This window comes from Sorangiineae bacterium MSr12523 (genome assembly GCA_037157775.1).
Taxonomy (GTDB): Bacteria; Myxococcota_A; Polyangia; order Polyangiales; family Polyangiaceae; genus Pendulispora; species Pendulispora brunnea.
In genome coordinates, this window is record CP089982.1 from 2,953,682 (window position 1) to 2,973,771 (window position 20,090).

A 20,090-nucleotide genomic window follows, 5' to 3' on the forward strand; every position below is an offset into this window, starting at 1 on the left:
TTACGCGGTTTCGCGAAGGGCGTCCGTTTTGCACTGCGGCCCATCATGTTCCAACTACGACTCCACCTCGCCGCGTTGGCGGTCTTGCTGGGCGCATGCGCGTCCGGCGACCGTGACGACGGCATCCCGCAGAACGACGATCGTCTGAGCGCCGAAGAACGCAAACCCCTCGTTCTTGGCATGTACAACAACACGGCCATCGCGCCCGGCACCGAGTCGGCGAGTGCGGCCAACTTTCGCGCGGTCGCCGACGAGTACTTCGTTGGCGGCAAGACCAAAGTGCATCGCGTCTTCAACACGTATTCGAACTTCCCCGATGCGTACGGCAAGAGCGCCGGTGGCCAGGACCCCGCGAGCGGCAACGTCTCCTTCTTGAGCGTGAAGCCTCCGAACGACGACATCAAAGGCGTCATCGACGGCGCCTACGACGCGAAGATCTCCTCGCTCGCCCGGAGCATGCCCGATGGCTCGTACTTGACCATGTACCACGAGCCCGAAAATGACATGGACGGCCCGACGTTCGTGAAGCTGTTTCGCCACTTCTATGCCGTGGCCAAGGAAGCGAATCCGAACGTGCTCGTTGGCTACATCGCCATGGACTTCCAATGGCGCGAAGGCTCCGCGAGCACCAAGAACCCCGATGACTGGTGGATCGGTGCCGACGCGACCGACTACCTGGCCATCGATGCGTACATCCGCGATTGGAAGCCCATCGTCGACCTTTCCCAGCAGGCGGACTTTCAGCGTTGGTACAAGTGGGCACTCCCCAAGGGAAAGCCCATTTTGATAACCGAATACAGCATCGTCCTGTCGAAGAAGATTTCCGATTCGCGCCGCGCCGACTTGATTCGAAAGAGCCTCGATTACGTTTGGAGCCAACCGGAGATTCGCATGGTTCTTTGGTGGAACCAGGTTGGCAACGACGAAGGCGTCTTTCAGCTAAGCCCCACCACCTCCGCGCGCAACGGCTCGCCGTTGGCGCTCGAAGCGTGGAATGAAAAGGTCAAACAGTACGGCTCGTCGAACGCGAGCATCTCCGAGTGGTAACGAGCCTTGACGTTCACATCGTCGACGGATCGTTCCCCGTGCGTTCGCGCAGCACGCAGGTGAATCGCGCGGTGCAGATGCGTCGGTTCCTCGAGTCGGTGACGAGCACTTCGTAGGTCGCCACGTTGTTTCCGGCGTGCACGGCGGTGCAGACGCCGGTGATGTAACCCTCGAAGACCGTGCGGTGGTTGATGCACGAGAGCTCGAGTCCCAAGGCCATGCGGTCGGGCCCCGCCCGCATGGCCGCCGCGATGCCGCCCAGTGTGGAGGCGAGCGCTGCACTCGCGCCCGTATGAAGGAGGCCGTACTCTTGTCGATTCGCTTTGACCGGCATCGTGCCGACGAGGCGATCCGGATCCCAGCTCGTGATCTTGATGCCGAGTCGTTCGGTGAGCTGCTCGTCCGCATACTCGGGGCGCGCCCCGGGCACCGTGCGGGGCGGCAAGCGTCCTCGCTCACGCTCGGCAGCAGGCCCTTTGCTATCGGTGGACTTTTGCCATTCCTGCGCGGTGGACATCGTCCGCCTTTCATCAAGTTGGATGCCAACTCGAGAGACCACCCTCGGCAGCACCTTCCGACCACCCGAATGATGTCCAAATGGGAACGTGGCGCGTCAGATCCCGAGAAATTGCGTGTTTGAAAAGCATCGTTCCGGGTCAACGATGTGCCATCGGTGTACCAAAGACGCCAGGCGCGTTGGTACAGGCGTACCAGACCGGTACAGCCCTAGGTACACTCCAGGTCACGCGCCGCACACTCGAGAGGACACTCGAGTTGACAACGACGAGGATCGCGTGCCGCGCACTTTTGCCTGAAGCGCGATAAAAGCTGGAATTGCGGCGCGGTCCTGTCATGGTCCAACGTGCACGGATCCTGGCCATGACGAGGAACGACGAACACGAGCAACGCCCACGGAGTATGGACTTGCTGGAGGAGTCATCCCGTTTGGTGGATGACGACCTGCGGCAGGCCCGGGCGCAGCTCCGTCCCGATCGGCGTGCCCGCGAGGGGAATACCTTCGAACGCGACGACTTCGTCGCGTTTCGCTACCGCATCGTCCGCCTCGTGGCCAAGGGGGGCATGGGCGAGGTGTACGAGGCGCACGATCTCGAGTTGGGCGAGCGGATTGCTCTCAAGGTCGTTCGCCAGGAGCGCCACGAGAAGACGCGCGTCTTCGAACAGCTCAAACGCGAGATCTTCCTCGCCCGCAAGGTGACGCATCCCAACGTGTGCCGCATCTTCGACGTGGGCTTCCACCTCGTGGCCCGCCCCGGCGGCGAAAAGCGCATTCCCTTTTTCACGATGGAGCTGCTCCAGGGCGAGACCTTGGCGGCACGCTTGAAACGCAGCGGGCCTCTGGAGCCGGCCGCTGCGGTCGAGTGCGTTCGGCAAATGATTGGCGCGCTCGGCGCCGCGCACGCGGTGGGTATCGTGCATCGCGACTTCAAGAGCGGCAACGTCTTCCTCGAGGACGCAGGCACGGGCGAGATGGGCGAAGGCCGCCCGCTGCGTGTCGTGGTCACCGACTTTGGCCTGGCCAAGCTCACCTCGCCGTCGAACACGCCCGAGTTCGTGCGCACCGGGACGGGCCGCCTGCGCGGGACACCCGCGTACATGGCCCCCGAGCAGATCGAATGCCGTCCCGTGTCGGAGGCGACGGACATCTACGCGCTCGGCGTGGTCATGTACGAGATGCTCACGGGCGTACGCCCCTTCTCGGGCGACGTCTCGTTGGGGGCGGCCGTGGCGCGCCTCGATCAGCCGCCGGTGCCGCCACGCACCTTGCGCAAGGAGATCGATCCCGGCCTCGAGGCCATCATTCTGCGCTGCCTTTCGCGCGCGCCGGCGGATCGCTTTGCCAGCGTTCACGATCTCGGGATGGCCCTGGCGGCGCTCTCGCGTCCGCGCCGGCGTTGGACGCGCTGGATCGGGCCCGCGCTCGTGGTGTGCGCGATGGTTGCCCTCGCGGCGGGCGGGATCGCGCGGCGTGATTCCCTTCGTCCCGCGCCCGTGGCCGCGAAGGGCGCGTCGAGTCCCGCGCGCGTGCCGTCGGAAGGTGACGGTCGCGTTCGGCACTCCCTCCCGCGCTTGCCCGAGGCGGCGCAGCACTACAATGCGGGCCTCACGGCTGCGCGCAACCTCGATCCGATTGCCGCGCGCGATCACTTCGAGCATGCGATTGCGCTCGAGCCAGGCCACGCGCTCTCCCATGCCGAGTTGGCCGAGGCGTACCGCAAACTCGGATACGGCGCGCGCGCCGCCGCCGAGGCAAAAACCGCGTACGAGCTGGCCGGGCCGCTCTCGCGGGAGGAGGCGCTCCTGATCGAGGGCCGTTACGACGATGCCATCGGCGAATGGCAGAAGGCCGCCGACGTCTATCGAACCTTGTTCGAGTTTTTCCCGAGCAGCGTCGAATACGGTTTGGCACTGGCACGCTCGCAGGAACGCGCGGGCAAGCTCGACGAGGCCCTCGCCACGATTGCCAAGTTGCGCGCGGTGCCGCACGCCAGCGCGCCGGACGTGGACATCGACGAGGCCGAGGCGGCCATGGCCATTTCCCTCTCGGATTTTCGGCGCGCCGAGGTGGCGCGGCTGCGCGCGGCCACCATGGCCGAGGCGCGCGGTGCATGGCGGAGCGCGGGCCAGAATCAGTACATCCTGGCCGGCATTCTGGCGGCCCAGGGAAAAATGGAGGCGGCGAAAGACCACCAGCGCGACGCCATTGCGCTGTTCGAGCGCGCCGGCGACCAAACGAGCCGCGCGGCCGCGCTCCTTGTCTCCGCGCGCGCGTACGAAGAAGAAGGCGACTTCGATCTCGCGCTGGACATGTACCGCGCGCTCGAGGAAGAACACCGGCAAGCCGGCGACATCCGCGAGGTCGCGCTGTCCGCGTACGATGCATTCCGCGTCTTGTGGAAGCAGGGCCGGCTCCACGAGGCGCTCGATGCGGTGGAGGAGTCCGTGGCCATCGGGCGCGGCATCGGCGATCCCGACTTGGGCAATCGCTTGATCGACGTCGCCGATGCGCTCCTCAATACGGGAGACCTCGCGGGGGCGGCCGCGTACGTGCAAGATGCCATGGATCTCGCGGAGCGGTTTCACAATCCGGGACTTTCCGCCCTTGCCATGGAGGTGCGCGGCGACATCCTGCGCCAACAGGGCGACGTCCCGGGTGCGATGCGCATGCAGAAAAAGGCATTCGACATCGCCCAGCGTGCGGGCCGCCGCAGCGCCATTCTCTGGCTGGAGCTCGACATGACCGAGCTGCTGCTCGACCATGGCACCCTGGAGTCGGCGGAGCGCGCGGCCTCGGCACTTCTCGCGCGGACGCCTCCGTACAAGAGCCTGCAGCTGGCCAGTGCGCAGTTGCTCCGCGCCCGCGCGTTCCTTGGCTTGGGGCACATCGATCGCGCGAAGGCCGCGCTCGATCGCTCCAAGGACGTTGCACCCGGCGGTCGCCGCGGCGACCTCGTGCTCACCCAGCGCCTCCTCGACGCGCGGCTTTTGGCCATTTCCTCACCGAGTCAGATCCAATCGGCCCTGGCCAGCGTCGAGGAAGTGATCGCACGCGCCCACGCCCGCGGCTTCTTCTCGATGGAGCTGCAGGCCCGTTTCACCGCCGGCGAACTCGAACGCCAGGCGGGCTTCGCCGAGCGAGCGCGCACCCGCATGCGCGAACTGGAGCACGACGCCCGCGCCCGCGGTTACCTGTACTGGGCCAACCTCGCGACTACCGGGGTGGGCCGCCGGGGCGGTTGAAGTCCCACGGTGTTGCGAGTACGTCGCAGTCACCGGTGAAGACCTGCATGGCGCCGTCGGCGGGGCCTTGCGTGGCCGTGCTGATCGTTCCCACGAAGGCGACCGGCGATTCCATGTAGCCGAGCGTCTGGCACATCTCGTCGCTCCACCCCCAGCCCAGCGTCTGATCGGTGTTGTTCTCGTATTCGCAGCCCACGGTCAACCCGGCCGCACCCGTGACGTCGAAGGGCGGATCGAAGGCCCGCCCATAAGCCTCGTACCCCGCACTCTGATCGACATCGAGAATGGTCTCCCCATCCCGGGTGCCGCCCAGCGTCTTCACGTAGAAGCGTTTTCCGTACCCGTGAGTATGGGGAAGAATGTAATGAATCTTCGGATTGAACGGCGTGCCATTGGCCTGGAAGTCTTTTTCCAGCGAACAATGATTGACCAATCGGGTCTTGGCCCGGGCGAGCACGTTGATGGCGCGGTCGTCGACTTGGAAGGGGACGAGCTGCACCTTCACGTCGTTGGGATTCATGTCGTAAATCTTGAGGGTCAAGCTGCCGCTGACTTCCTTCGCCGTGGCATTCAGCAAATGGATGTCGCTGATGACGCGCGAATACGGCGGAATGCGCACGGCGGCATCTTCGCGGAATTTTTGCACCTGGTGAGGGGCCTGCGTGGATTGCGCGAGCAGCACGCCGCCGAGAAGGGCGCCCTTGATTTCGTCGTAACTCCGCTCCGCGCAATCCCACGTGCCGTCCGGCCCGGCGAAATGGTCGTCGGGCACGAAGGTCCAAATCGAGTGATGCGACTCTTCGTTCTGCTCCAGTTCCACCGCGTTGACGTAAAGGGGCTCGGCGTTGTTCAACGTCCAACTCTGGCACTTGCCGCGGTATTCGGTATACGGCGGAATGGTCCATGTTTGGAATTGGTGCTGCAGCTTCGGCGTGCCCAACGTCTCGCAGGCCCCGGCTTGCGAAGCGTACGAGCCAGCGGGACACGTCTCGCACTTCGTATCCGAGTTTCCCGGGACGCAGATCATTTGCCGCGAGTAGCAGGCACTCTGTTTTGCGGCGTCGCACGTCGCGGTGGGCTGGCTCGGGCTGTCGCTGCTGCTGCAGGCCGCGGCGACCCCCACGAGGGTGATCGCGAGCGCCATGGCAAAAGCCTTGTTCAACATGGTATGTCCCTCATGCGAAGAAAATCGATTGGAAGCTGGGTGGCGCCGTCGGTGGCCAAGTCGGCCAGCGCCTCGCCGAGAACGGGAACGAACTTGTAGCCGTGACCCGAAAGCCCCGCGGCGAACACCACCTGCGGGAACGCCGGATGCGCATCGACGATGAAATGCTCGTCGGGCGTCATGGTGCACATGCAGGCCGACTGCGCGAGCGGCATGCGCGATACTCCGTGAAGGTGCTCTTCGATGAAGTCGCCAATGGCCTCGAGCTCGTCGTGTGCGAGCGCGTGATCGAGCTGCGCGGGATCGGGGACGGTGGTGCGCTTCGCCCTTCCCGCGACCTTGATTCTGCCGGGCTCGGGGCCGGGTACGCCGAAGAAGTAGCCGCGCTCGATGTCGAAGATGAAGCAAGGGGCATCGGCCTCCCACATGGGGCTCGACGCGAACCAGGCCTGGGGAATGCGCTCGACCACCAAGGGCAAACCCAGGGCGGCGAGCAATTCGGAACTCCACGCCCCGCCGGCGATGACCAGTGCATCGCCGATGTAGCGTCCCTTCGTCGTCGTCACGCAGACGCCGTCGTCCTCGGTGACGTGCCACGCCAGGGCAGGTTCCTCGAAGTGCAACTCGGCCCCGGCCTCACGGGCCAGATCGCAGTGGGCGCGCACGCTTTGCTCGACGAGAACGTAACCCGCGTCGGGCTCGTAGTTCATGCCTGCGGCGTCCGACACCAGGACCAGCCCGGTGCGACGAAACAGGGGATGGCCGACGTGCCGTTCGAGCGCCTGCCACCCTTCGAGGCTGCGGTCCAGCAAAGGCCCGTAGCCCGGATGATCGTACGAGCGGCGGAAGATGCGCGTCTCGCCGTGCGAGCTGCCGCGATCGTGCGCGACGCCAAAGCGCTCCAACCCGAGAACGCGCCGGCCTTCTCGCAGCGCCAAATGATAAGCGGCCGCTGCGCCGACACCTCCCAGGCCGAGCACGATGACGTCGAACGCTTTCATGATGTCTCGTAGCCGCTCGCCAAGGTCGCCTCGTACATGATCCATTCGGAGCGCGACGCCCCCAAATTGTCGTAAATCTTTCGCGCCGTCACGTTGTCGGGCTTGGTGAGCCAGCTCGCATTCGGGTAACCGCGCTCGCTCGCATATCGCAGCGCATGAAAGCCGAGGCCGGGGCCCACGGATCTCCCCCGTTCGCCGGGCACCGCGTACAGATCATTGAAGGTGCACGCCGTTCGGGCGGAGAGCGACGAGGGAATGAAATACAGTGTGGCGAATCCGAGGATCTCGCCGTCTTCGTCGAAGGCGGCGAAGAGGATACCCGCCGTATGGTCGTCCAAGTATCGTGAGAAGTACGCGCGATTTCGCTCGGTATCGGGGGTGCAGCCGTAGAATCGTTGGTAATCCGCAATGAGCGGCAGCACCTTTTCGAAATTGTCGTGGTTGACCGTCTCGATTTTGATGTCCTTGAGGCCCATGGTTTCTCATTCGTGTGGAGTGTGAAAGTAGCTAGCGAGGCGCTACGCCGATGACGCCGCCGCCGGCGGCAAACTGGATGGAGCTTCCCTTGGTATCCCCCATGGCCAGCGGGTATCCGAAGCGCACGATGGAGGTCTGCACCGACTTGAGCGCCGCATCGCCGCCGAACATGGCCGAAATGGCCTCTTTCTTGATGACGATGGGGTCGTAGCCCAAAAACGTGCACACGATGGCGCCGGACGTCGCCGAAGGCTCGTCGAATTTGTCCGGTGCGTTCTGATTGGCAATGATGTTCACCGCGGTGACGAGTCCGCAGCTGTCGCACGACTTCACGTGGAGTGTCGTATCCTTGCTGGGATCGTACTTGATGGTGGCCAAATCCTCTTCGACCTGCGCGCCATCGACGGCTTTGAGCTCCGCCGCCGTGTCGATGGCGCCGATATCACTGCCGCCGCCGACCTTCACGTGGATGACTTGCTTGTCCTTGGTGAGCTGCGCATCGCCCCGGTAAGGCGTATTCACCGTGAGGCCGGGCTTGCCATCCTCGAGCGGGCCATATCCGCATTGATAGAGCGACAGCCCCGAGGTGTTCATGGGAGTGCAATTGATCTCTTTGGGGGCCGGCGTGCCGTCGAGGAAGTTGGCTTGCGAATAGTCCGTGATGGTCACGGTGCCGGCATTGGAGTCGCTGCCCAGGTTTTGCCCCACACCGAAATGATCGGCGTAGCATCCAAAGAGCCCCTGGCGCCCGTCGTATTGATGCTTGAGCGATCCCAGGGCGCTGAATCCCACCACGGGCTTCAACACGCGCACGGGCGTCGGCGTACCGCCGATGCTCACCTTGGTGCTCAAGTTCACCAGGATCGCATTGCCGCCGAACTTGGTCCCGGCGTCGCTTCCCGCGTCGGTGCCCGATCCGCTGTCCTGCCCGGGATTCCCCGAATCGGCCGGACCGGGATCGCTCTTGTTGTCATCACTGCAGCCCGCCGCGCTCCACGCCATGGCCGCGGAGAGGCACGCACCCAAAATGGATACTCGCATGATGGATCCTCGTCGTTAAGGCATCGGACGATTGTACGGCTCAAGTTCGGAATTTCCTTGTGCTGGAACCGCGGCAGCGAGAACGAACCGGCGGGACCGGCGCGATGTGTGTGTTTCAGATATCTTGAATCGCCAACCGGCCTGGCGATCCTTGCGCAGCAAACGAATTAAGGCGCCGGCCTCGCCGGGATTGTTCCGCTGCCGCTGCTTGACTGCAAAAGACTCGTGGGCCTGTCACGCTCGATTCGACGTTTACGTTATTTCGGAGAAATACGAAGCCCCGCCCAGCGCGCGCGTTTTCTGTCCCGGCGGCACCCATGAGAGGTGAACCTCCCAGCGGTGCTCGGAGAGCGGTTCGGTGTAGCCGAGGTGGCCCCAGAGTTGCGCGGCGAAATCTGGAAGCATGGGGGCGGCGGCCTCCGCGAGAACTTTGGCGGCGAGCAACTCCAGGGCGGCCGCGGTTCGCCGTTCTTCCTTTCGCGTTGCCACGCGTCGCCACACCGTTTCGGCTTGCCCGAAGCGATGCGCCTCGCGTGCGAGTTCGCACAGCACGCGCGCGGCGCGCTGCGGTGAGAACGAAGTCGCCTCGTAGGCCGACGCGGCTGTGTCGCGAAGCTCGCCGAGTCGGTTGTAGAATGCACGGTGCTCGCCGGTCCAATCGCCGGTGGCCGGCACGACGCCGTCGAAATCCGCGGTGATGCGGCGGCCCAGGCTCTCGAGCCAAGGTTGCCACACCCCGAGCAATTCACGGGTGCACGTCGCCTTGAAGTCCTCGCGGGTGAAGTTCGTCGATTCCACCTCCGGCCGCGTGTACGAAAGATAAAAGCGCACCATGTCCGCGGGCACCTGGGCCGCGAGCTCGCGCGCCCAAATGGCGTGACGCCGGCTCGTGGAGAACTTGCGCCCGTCCAGATGATAAAACTCGTTCATCAGGTACGCCGACGGAAGCCGCAGGCTCGGATCGAAGGCCATGTAAATCGCCGGCAGGAGGACGGCGTAGAAAAAGCCATTGTCGAATCCGAAGCACTGAACGATGTTCCCGTCGTCGGATTTCCAGTAATCCTCCACGCTGGACAGATGGCGGGCATGGGCCAAATAGCGTGCCGCCATTTCGCACCACACGAAGATGCATTGGTCCTCGTAGCCGACCAACGGCACCTGGATGCCCCAATCCGTCACGTGGGTGACCGCAATATCGGGAAGTCCCGCCGCCATGGCCTGCTCGCAAAGCGATCGCAAGCTCGGATTCATGGCCACCTTGCGGTGGAATTCCCGCAGCGGCTTCTCCCACCGGCTCAATGGGAAAAAGAGTCGCGTGGTCGGCCTGCGCACCGGCGCACTACCGCATTGCGTGCAACGCGGTTCGAGCAAATCGGCGCAGTCGTTGGGACGGCCGCATTCCTCGCAGATGTTGCCCCCCGAAGGGGCATGGCAATGCGGGCAGCGTCCCCCGATGTACGCTTCGTACAAATAGAGATCGCACTTTTCGCACCAGGGCGAGTCGACTTCCTTTTCGACCAAGTGACCGTGCACCTTGAGCGTGCGGAATAGCTCCCGCGCGAGTTTCCCGTGGTGCGGCGAGGCATTCGGTCGGACGAATTGGTCCAATCGAATACCCATCTCCGTTAACGTCGTCAAAATATCGTATGACAGCAAATCGGCCGACGCTTGCGGCCCCATACCGAGACGCGCCGCGTTGGTCTTCACGTAGCTCTGATTGTCATCGCTCCCCGAGATGTACCGCGCATCGACGCCGCGCAGCCTCAGGTAACGCGTGTGGATATCCGCCGCCAAATACGGCCCGGAGATGTGCCCCACGTGCAAGTCGCCATTGGGCGTGGGCGGTGCCGCGGTGACCATGGTCCGGCGCGGTCGATGGTTCGGCGCGGGCCTTTCGTGGGCCCACAATTGGAGATCTTCCCACCATACCGTGAGAAAGAGCAGCTCCTCCGCGTCGCCCGTGTTGACCAAGGTATGCGATTGAAACGGCGGCTGGTACAGCACGTCCCCCGCCTGCACGTCGTACACCTCGTCGCCGATGCGCATGACGCCCCGCCCCTTGGCGATGAAGAACGTCTCGGCGTCCTGATGGGCGTGATGCTTCGTTTCTTCCCCGGGGGCCACCACGGCCCAGGCGGCCCCGAACGGCGGCTCGACGACCCCCTGCCATGGATACAGCGATTGAACGCGAATCCCGTACGCCGACTGCAACTTGGACGAATCCAGCCTTTGTATGCTCATCGTTCCCTGAATCAATGGCGGGTGTGCCCGTAGGCATAATTGGCCGAGTTGAGGTGCTCGGCGTGCGATTGCGAGTCCAGGATGGACTGAACGATGTCCCCCGCGCGCACCGACAAAAGCGAGAGTACGGTCTCCGTGACGCCGTGCGTGGCCTCGGCGAAGCCCTGTAGAAAGATACCTGCTTCGAACGCGGGCTCCGTCGTCACTCGGTAATTTCGCTCTACTTTGTAGTTGCCGTTCTCCTCGCGCTCGATCCATGGGGAAAGCTCGCGCAGAAGAGGGTGCTCCAAGCGCCACTCGTAGCCGGTGCACATGATCACACCGTCGGCCTTCATGGTGACCAGCTCGTTCGTGGTCAGATCGCGGAAGCGCGTCATGACCACGTCGTCCGTCTCCAAAAGCTGCTCCAGTTCGAGAAAGCCTCGAATGCGCGCGCGGTTTCGCCCGGCCACCTTCTCTTGATAAAGCGTATTGTAAACGCGACGGATCAGGTCCGCGCTCACCACCCCGTAATTCACGTCTTTGCAGTGTCCCAGCACCCGCCGGCGGACGGATTCGGGCAGGTCGTAGATGTAGCTGACCATTTCCGGGTGGAATATTTCATTGGAAAAGTGGCTGTCGTCGATCGGCTTGTAAGACAGTCCACGAATCGTCGCCGTCACTTCGGCGTTCGGATAACGCGTCATCAAATAGTGGAATAGTTCCGCTCCACTCTGGCCGCCTCCGACCACCACGAATCGATAGGGAGCATTCGCGTCAGGGTAGTCGGCTTTGAGGCGTTGCAAGGTTTGCGACGAATGGAAGGCACGCCCTCCCGGGCGAAGCTGAATTCCGTCCGGGACCGATGGAACGCCACCCGTGGCCAACACCACGTTCCGCGCGAGGCGGTACGCGGCCTCGCCCGTTTTTCCATCGTGATACGTCACACGAACCGCCTTGATTTTCCCTTCGACCCGCACGGGATCGATGGCCATCACCTCGCAACCGTGGCTTACCCGCTCGTGGAGTTGCTGGGCTACCCAAACCAGGTAATCGTTGAATTCGACCCGGGTGGGGTAAAGGTCTCGAAGATTCAAAAACTCGAGAAGCCGGCCTTTGTTTTTCAAGTAATTTAGAAATGTGAACGGGCTGCAAGGATTTCGTAACGTGGCCAAATCCTTCAGTACCGATACTTGCAATACCGACCCTTCGAGCAGCATTCCGGGGTGCCATGCGGCCGACGGTTTGGCGTCCAGGAAAAGACGCCGCAAGTTGGAGCCATCACGTTTTGCCGCCTCGTCTTCGAGTGCGACGGCCAAAGCGAGATTCGCTGGCCCGAGCCCGATTCCTACGACGTCATAGACGTCGCCTTTTTCGAGAATAAGCGACATGGAGCAACCCTTCTCTTGTTGTCCTGCTCGTGCTTCGCGTTGGTTCGATCGTCGGAAGCACGATCCCGCGGCATGAACCCGCTCGCGTGCTCCCTTCTCGCTCGGGTGCACGTCGGCCCCCCGAGCACTTCGTTACGTCGGCTTGGATTGGAGCGGGTCGAATGCTGGTAACCCTGACCGCTGGCAGTCGGGTGGCGGATCGGTCCGCCGCTCCAATCCAACTTGGTAAGGAGCGCATTTAGCGGCCGCAAGAGGACACAATCGCGTCCACCAACACATCATCAAACCGCGTTTTTTCGCAGGTTCGAGGATGTTTATCATACATCCAACAAGATTGCCTAGGCAACTTTGCACACAATGTCCACACAAATGCGTTGGCGCAATCGGATGCTCGGAGCGTTGGGGATGTCAGCCGAGGCGCGCTATACCTAGAAAGATGAGGAGGCCCGGCGCGACGCTCGGCCGTAGGGTCCGATCGTTTCGAGGGAACGTATGAGCAGGAGCGGGAAGGGCGACGCGTGCCAGTCGGAAGAGCTGGATGGTGCTGCGTCGGAACCGCGCAATGCGTTGGATCCCACCCTGACGGCGGTCGGCTCGTTGCATTCGAGCGGGCGCGTGTCCGTTCGGAGCAAGAACGGGCCCGAAAGCGTGCCCTCGGGCGCGCATCGCATCTTCGCCGAGGACGAGTTGATCGCCTTTCGCTATCGGATCGTTCGCGCCATCGCCCGCGGTGGCATGGGCGAGGTGTACGAGGCGGAGGATCTCGAGCTGCGCCAGCGCATCGCGCTCAAAGTGCTGCGCCGCGAGCGGGCCCTGCGCGATGGCGGGTTCGAGCAGGTCAAACGCGAGATGTACCTCGCGCGCAAGGTGACGCATCCCAACGTTTGCCGCATCTTCGACGTCGGCTTCCACATGCAGCCGGGAAAGCCGAAATCCGAGCGCATTCCCTTCATCACGATGGAGCTGATCGAGGGCGAGACCCTCGCGGAGCGGCTGCTTCGTACGGGGCCGTTGCCGCTCGAAGAAGCGCTTCCCTACATCCGGCAGATGATCGATGCGCTCGGTGCGGCGCACGCGGTCGGCATCGTGCATCGCGATTTCAAGAGTGCGAACGTCTTTCTCGGGCCGCGCGTCGTCGTGGCGGACTTCGGGCTGGCCACGCGCTCGCGCGATGCGGCGCAGGTGAGGCGCTCGGCGGATAGCCCCGAGGGGACACCAGGGTACATGGCCCCCGAGCAGCTCGAGGGCGGCCGCATCACCCCCGCGACGGACATTTATGCGCTCGGCGTGGTCATGTGCGAGATGCTCACGGGCGTGCGGCCGCGGGGCCCTGTCGCGGTGCGCGAGTTGGGGCCGGCGTGGGAAGCCGTCCTTTCGCATTGCCTGGCGACCGATCCCGAGCATCGCTTTTCCAGCGTTCACGCCGTGGCTCGGGCGCTGCCGGGCGAGGCGGCGCGTCCGCGCGCAGGGCAGAAGTCGCCCATGCACTACGTGCGCACGTGGACGATCATCTCGGCCCTGATGGCCTGCGCCTTTCTGGGAGGCCGCCTCGCCCGTACGCAGCTGCCGCCGCCCGAGAATCCATCCTCCCCGCCGCTGGCGGTGCCCGTGCCGACCTCGCGCCCGCTCCAGGCGGACGCCGCACGATGGTACGCCGAGGGCTTGCTCGAACTGCGCCACCTCGAGCCGCTCGTCGCGCGCGATTGTTTCGAGCGCGTCGTGCGACTCGAACCGAACTACGCACTCGGCCACATGCAATTGGCCGAAACGTATCGCCAATTGGGCAATGGTCCGCGCGCGCTCGAGGAGGGAAAAGCTGCATTCGAGCTGGCGAACGACGCGCCGCTTTCGCGCGAGGAGAAGTTCCTCGTCGAGGGGCGCTACCGCGAGGCCGCGGGGCAATGGAATGCGGCCGTGAACGTGTACCGCACGCTGTTCGAATTCTTTCCGCGGCAGCTCGAATACGGAATCGCGCTCGCGCGCAATTTGCAAGGTGCGGGAAATGCGCAGGAGGCTTTTGCCACCTTGACCAAGTTGCGCGCATCCACGGACGCATCCGCCAATCTGGATATCGACGAGGCGGAATCCGAAATGGCCAAGCGCGGGATGGACCTGCCGCGCGCCCAGGCCGCCGCCCTGCGCGCGGCAGATACGGCCCAGAGGCGCGAGGCATGGTCGCGCGCGGCGGCCAATTACGATGCTGCCCGCTCCGCGTTGACGCTCCTCGGAAAGACGAGCGAGGCCGAGGACTGCCGCCAAAAGGCCGTCGCCCTTTACGAGCGTGCGGGCGATGCATCGAGCCGAGCCTCCGCATCGTACCTGGCTGGTCAGGAGCGCGAGGAGGCGGGCGATCTCGATGCCGCCGCGGAAATCTACCGCGCGGCGCTGGATGCCTATCGCGCGCTCGGCGACCTTCGCGCGCTGGGCCATGTCGCGTACTCCATCGCGCGTATTTCGTTGCGAGCGGGAAAGCTCCGCGATGCTCTCGCCTTTGCGCAGGAGTCCACCGGGCTCGCGCGCGAAATCGGCGATCATGCGCTTCAGCGCTCTCGCCTCGTCTTCGTGATGGCGGCATATCTCCACCTCGGCGATCTCGAAGCGGTTTCCGCCGCGGCCCGAGAGGCGCGGGCGTTGGCCATGGAGGAGCACGACGAAGAGACGCTGGCGATTGGGATGTGCCTGCAGGCGGAAGTCCTGCGCCATCGCGGTGAGCTGACCAACTCCGCATCGTGGCTGACACCGGCCCTCGCGATGGCGCGACGCAGTGCGGTTTGGACATTGAACCTTCTCGAGGTGGCGCACGTGCGATGGCTCCTCGACGAGGGGCACCCGCACGAGGCCTTGCGTGTCGCCACCGAGTTGCGCGCGCGGTTACCCCGCCTGCAAGTTGCCGAGCTTGCGTGGGCCGAACTTCTCCAGGCGCGCTCTCTGTTGGCCATCGGCGACATCGCCTCCGCGCGTGCGGCCTTCGATCGATCGAACGACGTGCGCACGTCTGCGCTCTCGGTCGAGATTCGATGGGAGCAGCACATCGTCGAGGCATTGCTTCTCGTTGCGGAGCGGCCGGAAAGGGCGGAGCAAGCGCTCGCCACGCTGAACTCGCTCATCGGCGTCGCGCACGCATTCGAGTACTACACGATGGAGCTCGACGCGCGTCTCGCAGCCGGTGAGATCGAGATGAAGTCGGGACGAACCGCCGACGGGCGCGCGCGCCTGCACGGCCTCGCGGCGGAGGCCAAGGCGCGCGGATACCTTCTTTGGGCCCGAAAAGCGGAGGCTACTGCCGGAACTTCTCTGGCTCGATCCCGTAGCGGTCCATCAAGCGATGCACCTGCGCACGCGACGTGGCCAGTGCCTCCGCCACGCGGCTGATGTTGCCGCGGTGCTCGCGCAAGAGGGCGACGAGCTCCTCGTGCTTTTCGTCCTTGGGCGGCCGATCGACCACGGGGGCCGACTCTGCCTCGTCGAGCTCCGTGGAGATCACGAGCTCCGAGCGAATGGCCTGCGGCAGGTGCTCGGGATCGATGCGATCGTGTGCGAGCGCCGCCGCCGTGGTGAGGCATCGCTCGAGCTCGCGGATGTTGTGCGGCCACTTGTAGGCAAAGAAGGCGCGTACCACGTCCGGCGAGAGGCGCAGGTGACGCGGCTCGGTGCCGTCCAAGAGCGCGCGCCGGAGAATGGCCGGAATGACCAGCCCGAGATCTTCGCGGCGTGAACGCAGCGGTGGCACGCGCAGCTTGAAGCCCGCGAGGCGAGCGTACAAGTCCTCGCGAAAGACGCCTTGGTTCGCCAATGCCGCGAGATCGCCGTGGGTCGCCGAGACCAGGCGAAAATCCACGGACACCGGGCGCGTGGTGCCCACCGGCACGACCTCGCGCTCCTGAAGGACGCGCAAGAACGCAGCCTGCGAGGGGAAGGGGAGCTCGGCGATCTCGTCGAGGAGCAAGGTGCCGCCGTGCGCACTGCGAACGTGGCCCGAGCGATCCTCGCTTGCGCCCGAGAAGGCGCCGCGTTTGTGCCCGAACAGCTCCGCCTCGAGCAGCGTCTTCGGCAACGCGCCGCAGTTGACCGCGATGAGCGGTCCCGCGCGCCCGGACAAATAGTGGTAGCCGCGCGCGATGAGCTCTTTGCCGGTGCCGGTCTCGCCCTCGAGCAATACCGGTACCGGCGTGCGGGCAACCTTGGCGAGCTTGGCCAGCTCCCGCTCGAACGTGGGGACCAGTGTTTGCAAGCCCTCCGGCAGCATCGCGGGCACGGGCACGCTGGGCACAGCATCGTCCGGCTGCGGGCGATTCTCGTCGTCGCCGGTGAAAGCTTCCTCCCGATACAGGAAGAAGGTGTGCCCGATTTCGAAGAGATCTCCATCGCTGAGCCACGCGCGCTGCGTGACCGAGCCGTTGACGATGACGCCGTTCTTCGAGTTCGAATCCTCGAGCACCCAGCGGTCCCCCGCGCGGACGAGGCGGGCATGCTCGCGCGAAATGCGCCCATCCGGAACACGTACGGCAAGAACGCGTCGCCCTTCGACGGCTTCCCGCGAGGTCGACAGCGCTGCGCCTCGACCGATGAGCACTTCATCCAGCTCTTCGAGCCGGTACCGCGAGGCGCTCTCCAACGGCCGGTCACATTGCAGCGCCAGAACGAGGTAAGCGGCGACGGGTTTCAGCCAATAGGCATTCAGCTCCCCCGGGCGCTTGGACAGAGTCTCGTCAAACGATGACATGTGTTTTCATTGTAACTCTACTGCTGGAAGTTACGCCCCGAATCGAAACTCTCGTGGGATGTCGATAGAAGCGAAGATCGTGATTCGCAAGGTCAGCTCCCTCGGTAGACTTAAGGAGAACAACAGCGGATTCCGACGCCCTCGTTGCCGGCGTCACGGGCACGTTCACCGTTCTTGTCGCATGCGAGCGAGGCGGCCTCGGGTGATCTAAACCAGCCGCCACGTGTCAAGCACTTTGAATCGGTTGCGCTACTTGCACAAGAATTTTCCCACTCTAACACATTTCCGGTCATATCGTAGAGAGAGGAAAATGGCGTGTCCGGCGAATGGCAACGCGGAAATGCCGTGACGTGGGCTACCTCGCCCGTTGGTGTGCCATCGCCGTTGCACGCGCGGCTGTCGAACGTGGAACCGAACGTGTACGTGTACTTCCGATTCGAGGAGCATGCGAGATACCACTCGTTCTGGGGGGAGGCAAAATCGCGATAGCCCGAGGCGCCACCGTCGAGCGACCCGCAGAGTCGCTTGCCCGCCCACTTGCAGAAGGCGTAGGCGTCGCACCAGTCGACACCGCGCACGGGATCGTTTCCATCACCGTGGCGAGGATCCGGGTAGCCGGCCGTGTACACGTTGAAATCCGTGTTCCAGCCGCACGTGTCGCGGGGCTGCACGGCGATAGCTGGGTCGGCCAACACGGCGTTGAGAAAAGGGGCGTACTGCGCGTTGGTGACCTCGGTGGTGTCGATGCAGTAGCCGCCGACGCGGGCCATGATGGGGCCACGCCCCGCGGGACATCCACCCGGCCCATCGGACACGCTGGTGTCTTGCACGCCGGCATCGAGCGGGCCTCCGTCGCATGCGAGGCAGTCGACGATGGTGACATCGTCCAGCCCAATGAGCGTGCCGCACGCACCGGCCCCGATCAGCAGGCAGCCCGCGAGTGTCCTAAAAAGTGCCGACGATGCCCGCATGATCTTTTGCGACGAACGGCTGCGCGCTCGTTTTCTTGTCGCCTTTCTCGATGAAGAACAGCACCCCCGTGGCCAGTGCCAGGACGCCGCCCGTGATGAACGCCGCCGTCGAGATGCTGGCAAACGTCCGCGAGCTATCCAGCGCATCCTGCGCAGCGGGCAAGCATCGATCCCCCTGGCAGTGCTGCGATGCGTCCGACTTGCGCGCGAGCGCAAGGCCGCCCGTTACGCCGCCCACCACCACCGCCGCCCCGGTCCCGACGACCCCTGCCCAGAACCACGCACTGGGTCCGGTCGATCGCGACTCCTTCACGTCCGGCACCGGCGTAGCTGGAGCTGGGGAGGGCGGCGCCGCCGGCGCTCCCTCGATCTCGACCGGGACATCCCGCACCTCGCCTTCACCGACGCTCACCCGCACCTCGGCCCGGCGCCCATCCCGCTGCACGATGATCACGTGCTCGCCGGGATCCACCTTGGTCGACACCCCGATGACCGCCTCCGAGAGCTCCGTGCCATCGACGGAAATTCGGTAGCCGCTGCCTTTCGGCACGATGCGCAACGACGCCAACCGCTGCGCGAGGGACTCCGTCAGCTTGCGTGCCTCCTCTTTCGCCGTGCGGTACACGGCCGGATCCTCGGGTGCATCTTTCATGCGTGCCACGCGCCAGAGGACATCGCGCGCCTCGACCACCTTGCCCAGGGCCGCAAGCTCCCGCCCCACCTCGATCCCGGTGGTCGGCACGTTCATGATCGCGTGGGCGCGTCGGAAATCCTCGAGCGCCGCCGCGTGTTGGCCTTTGGCCTGCAGCGCATAGCCTTCGTGCATCAACTGCCGCGCGGTCTCGCGCTCCATCGCCGATTGTGCCTGTGCGTCGGGGGTGCACACCAGCACCCCGCCTGCGATTGCACATGCGGCCATCCACCTAAAAGCCAAGGTCCCTCTCCTTCGGAGAGGAGGAGGATACCGCCTTTGCCGGAGGAGCAGGGGCCCGCGCGGGGGGCTTTTTCGTTCCAACGTTCGCGTTGGACTTTTTGCTCGGGGCCGATGCGGCCGCCGTCGCAACCGGGTGGTCTGCCTGTACGACGCTCGTCGTGGTCGCCGTTGCAACGGGGGGCTCTGTGTTCAACGTCGAGGTTCCGTCGGCGTGGACGTCACTCGAACGGGAGGCCGTGCGCTCCCGCGAGAACATCATGACGCCAGCCATCGCGCTCACGATCAGGAGAAGAACCAGCGCCAGTACGCCGCGCATCCCCCGCGTTGGCTGCGTCACCACCTCGGCACCCAGTGCGGGGCCGGTGATCGCGGGGGCCGGTATCGGTGGGCTCAAGGCATCGTCGATGAAGGCGCGCCGCTCTTCGGCGAGCCCGGGAAGCTCCCGTGCGAGGAACGTTGCGACGTCCCGCTCCGTGACCCCACCCCCGTGCTCCTCGAGCAGTGACTCGATGGCGCGCTGCATTTCCAGCGCCGTGGCGAAGCGGTCCTCGGGATGATGCGCCAGCGAGCGGCACAAAATTTCGTCCACGTCCGGATCGCCATCGAACGACGGCGGCGCACCCTCGGAGACGATTTTCTGCATCACCTCCTCGGAGTCCTTGCCCGTGAACGGCAGCGTCCCGGCGACCAGCTCGTACAGGCATACGCCCGCCGCCCACACGTCGGATCGCCGATCCAGCGGCGTGCGCCGGTGGATCTGCTCCGGCGCCAAGTAGTTGATCTTGCCCCGCACGATCCCCAGCGTCGTCTCGGGGCTGCTGCGATCGCGCGCGGTGGCGATGCCGAAGTCGATCAACTTCACCGCGCCGTTCGACGTCACGATCACGTTGTTCGGCGACACGTCGCGGTGGACGATGTGCAGGCCTTCGCCGCGTTCGTCGGTCAGCTCGTGCGCCGCGTGCAGGCCCTTGCACATGTCGGCCACGATGCGCAGCGCGATGGGAAGCGGCAGCGGCTTGCCCGAGGCTCGGTGGTATGCCCGCCGCACGCGACCGAGCGAATCCCCATCGATCCACTCCATCACTAGGAACAGCGAGCCATGTTCCTCGCCCAGATCGAGCGTCGTGGCCACGTTGGTGTGGAAGATCCGCTGGGCGATCTTCGCTTCGTCCAGGAACCATCGTTCGAACAGGGCATCGTCGGCCAATTGCGCCTTGATCATCTTCAGCGCGACCAGCTTCTCGAAGCCGCGGAGGCCGTGCGAGCGCGCGAGCCAAACCGAGGCCATTCCACCTTCGCCTACTTGGGCGAGAAGCTCGTAACGCCCGAGCCTCTGCCCCCGCCGAAGGAGCGGCGGCACG

At 64.6% G+C, this 20,090-nt stretch carries 14 protein-coding genes; 3 read left to right on the forward strand and 11 right to left on the reverse strand.

Annotated elements, in window-relative coordinates:
- Positions 1-45 precede the first annotated feature (45 nt).
- On the forward strand, positions 46-1,047 hold the full coding sequence (locus LZC95_12040; GenBank protein ID WXA97561.1) for a hypothetical protein: 1,002 nt from the start codon (positions 46-48) through the stop codon (positions 1,045-1,047).
- Positions 1,048-1,060: 13 nt separating this feature from the next.
- On the opposite strand, the gene LZC95_12045 is transcribed toward LZC95_12040, so the two are convergent.
- Complete coding sequence (locus tag LZC95_12045) at positions 1,061-1,564, reverse strand: hotdog fold thioesterase (protein ID WXA97562.1); 504 nt, start codon at positions 1,562-1,564, stop codon at positions 1,061-1,063.
- A 362-nt stretch (positions 1,565-1,926) separates the two neighbouring features.
- On the opposite strand from LZC95_12045, the gene LZC95_12050 reads away from it, so the two are divergent.
- On the forward strand, positions 1,927-4,806 hold the full coding sequence (locus tag LZC95_12050) for a protein kinase (GenBank protein WXA97563.1): 2,880 nt from the start codon (positions 1,927-1,929) through the stop codon (positions 4,804-4,806).
- Here LZC95_12050 and LZC95_12055 read toward each other — a convergent pair.
- From LZC95_12055 to LZC95_12080, 6 genes are all read right to left on the reverse strand, one after another.
- Positions 4,778-5,971 (reverse strand): hypothetical protein, encoded by a 1,194-nt coding sequence (locus tag LZC95_12055; protein WXA97564.1) that lies wholly within the window; start codon positions 5,969-5,971, stop codon positions 4,778-4,780. The genes LZC95_12050 and LZC95_12055 overlap by 29 nt on opposite strands.
- Positions 5,965-6,972, reverse strand: coding sequence for an FAD-dependent oxidoreductase (locus LZC95_12060; protein ID WXA97565.1), 1,008 nt, complete (start codon positions 6,970-6,972; stop codon positions 5,965-5,967). Before LZC95_12060 ends, LZC95_12055 begins: the two co-directional genes overlap by 7 nt.
- Positions 6,969-7,448 carry a GNAT family N-acetyltransferase gene (locus LZC95_12065; protein ID WXA97566.1) on the reverse strand — a complete coding sequence of 160 codons (480 nt, stop codon included), beginning with the start codon at positions 7,446-7,448 and terminating at the stop codon, positions 6,969-6,971. Before LZC95_12065 ends, LZC95_12060 begins: the two co-directional genes overlap by 4 nt.
- Positions 7,449-7,479: 31 nt before the next feature.
- On the reverse strand, positions 7,480-8,490 hold the full coding sequence (locus LZC95_12070) for a hypothetical protein (protein WXA97567.1): 1,011 nt from the start codon (positions 8,488-8,490) through the stop codon (positions 7,480-7,482).
- A gap of 252 nt (positions 8,491-8,742) precedes the next feature.
- Positions 8,743-10,731 (reverse strand): class I tRNA ligase family protein, encoded by a 1,989-nt coding sequence (locus LZC95_12075; GenBank protein WXA97568.1) that lies wholly within the window; start codon positions 10,729-10,731, stop codon positions 8,743-8,745.
- 11 nt (positions 10,732-10,742) lie between these two features.
- Positions 10,743-12,101 carry a lysine N(6)-hydroxylase/L-ornithine N(5)-oxygenase family protein gene (locus LZC95_12080; protein WXA97569.1) on the reverse strand — a complete coding sequence of 453 codons (1,359 nt, stop codon included), beginning with the start codon at positions 12,099-12,101 and terminating at the stop codon, positions 10,743-10,745.
- Between the two features lie 492 nt (positions 12,102-12,593).
- Here LZC95_12080 and LZC95_12085 point away from each other — a divergent pair, with 492 nt between their 5' ends.
- The gene (locus LZC95_12085; GenBank protein ID WXA97570.1) at positions 12,594-15,473 is read left to right on the forward strand and encodes a protein kinase; all 2,880 of its coding nucleotides are present in this window, start codon (positions 12,594-12,596) and stop codon (positions 15,471-15,473) included.
- Here LZC95_12085 and LZC95_12090 read toward each other — a convergent pair.
- From LZC95_12090 to LZC95_12105, 4 genes are all read right to left on the reverse strand, one after another.
- Positions 15,379-16,824: a sigma 54-interacting transcriptional regulator gene (locus LZC95_12090; protein WXA97571.1), complete on the reverse strand. Its 1,446-nt coding sequence runs from the start codon at positions 16,822-16,824 to the stop codon at positions 15,379-15,381. The genes LZC95_12085 and LZC95_12090 overlap by 95 nt on opposite strands.
- Positions 16,825-16,934: 110 nt before the next feature.
- The gene (locus LZC95_12095; GenBank protein WXA97572.1) at positions 16,935-17,795 is read right to left on the reverse strand and encodes a formylglycine-generating enzyme family protein; all 861 of its coding nucleotides are present in this window, start codon (positions 17,793-17,795) and stop codon (positions 16,935-16,937) included.
- Positions 17,770-18,729: a hypothetical protein gene (locus LZC95_12100; protein ID WXA97573.1), complete on the reverse strand. Its 960-nt coding sequence runs from the start codon at positions 18,727-18,729 to the stop codon at positions 17,770-17,772. The genes LZC95_12095 and LZC95_12100 overlap by 26 nt, the downstream gene beginning before the upstream one ends.
- On the reverse strand, positions 18,719-20,089 hold the full coding sequence (locus LZC95_12105) for a serine/threonine protein kinase (protein WXA97574.1): 1,371 nt from the start codon (positions 20,087-20,089) through the stop codon (positions 18,719-18,721). The genes LZC95_12100 and LZC95_12105 overlap by 11 nt, the downstream gene beginning before the upstream one ends.
- Position 20,090: the final 1 nt, after the last annotated feature.

Bases quoted from the DNA above. Each gene is read 5' to 3' on its own strand.
- LZC95_12075 (WXA97568.1), bottom strand. From the start codon at position 10,731: ATGAGCATACAAAGGCTGGATTCGTCCAAGTTGCAGTCGGCGTACGGG.
- LZC95_12065 (WXA97566.1), bottom strand. From the start codon at position 7,448: ATGGGCCTCAAGGACATCAAAATCGAGACGGTCAACCACGACAATTTC.
- LZC95_12070 (WXA97567.1), bottom strand. From the start codon at position 8,490: ATGCGAGTATCCATTTTGGGTGCGTGCCTCTCCGCGGCCATGGCGTGG.
- LZC95_12090 (WXA97571.1), bottom strand. From the start codon at position 16,824: ATGTCATCGTTTGACGAGACTCTGTCCAAGCGCCCGGGGGAGCTGAAT.
- LZC95_12050 (WXA97563.1), top strand. From the start codon at position 1,927: ATGACGAGGAACGACGAACACGAGCAACGCCCACGGAGTATGGACTTG.
- LZC95_12060 (WXA97565.1), bottom strand. From the start codon at position 6,972: ATGAAAGCGTTCGACGTCATCGTGCTCGGCCTGGGAGGTGTCGGCGCA.
- LZC95_12080 (WXA97569.1), bottom strand. From the start codon at position 12,101: ATGTCGCTTATTCTCGAAAAAGGCGACGTCTATGACGTCGTAGGAATC.
- LZC95_12095 (WXA97572.1), bottom strand. From the start codon at position 17,795: ATGCGGGCATCGTCGGCACTTTTTAGGACACTCGCGGGCTGCCTGCTG.
- LZC95_12055 (WXA97564.1), bottom strand. From the start codon at position 5,971: ATGTTGAACAAGGCTTTTGCCATGGCGCTCGCGATCACCCTCGTGGGG.
- LZC95_12040 (WXA97561.1), top strand. From the start codon at position 46: ATGTTCCAACTACGACTCCACCTCGCCGCGTTGGCGGTCTTGCTGGGC.
- LZC95_12085 (WXA97570.1), top strand. From the start codon at position 12,594: ATGAGCAGGAGCGGGAAGGGCGACGCGTGCCAGTCGGAAGAGCTGGAT.
- LZC95_12045 (WXA97562.1), bottom strand. From the start codon at position 1,564: ATGTCCACCGCGCAGGAATGGCAAAAGTCCACCGATAGCAAAGGGCCT.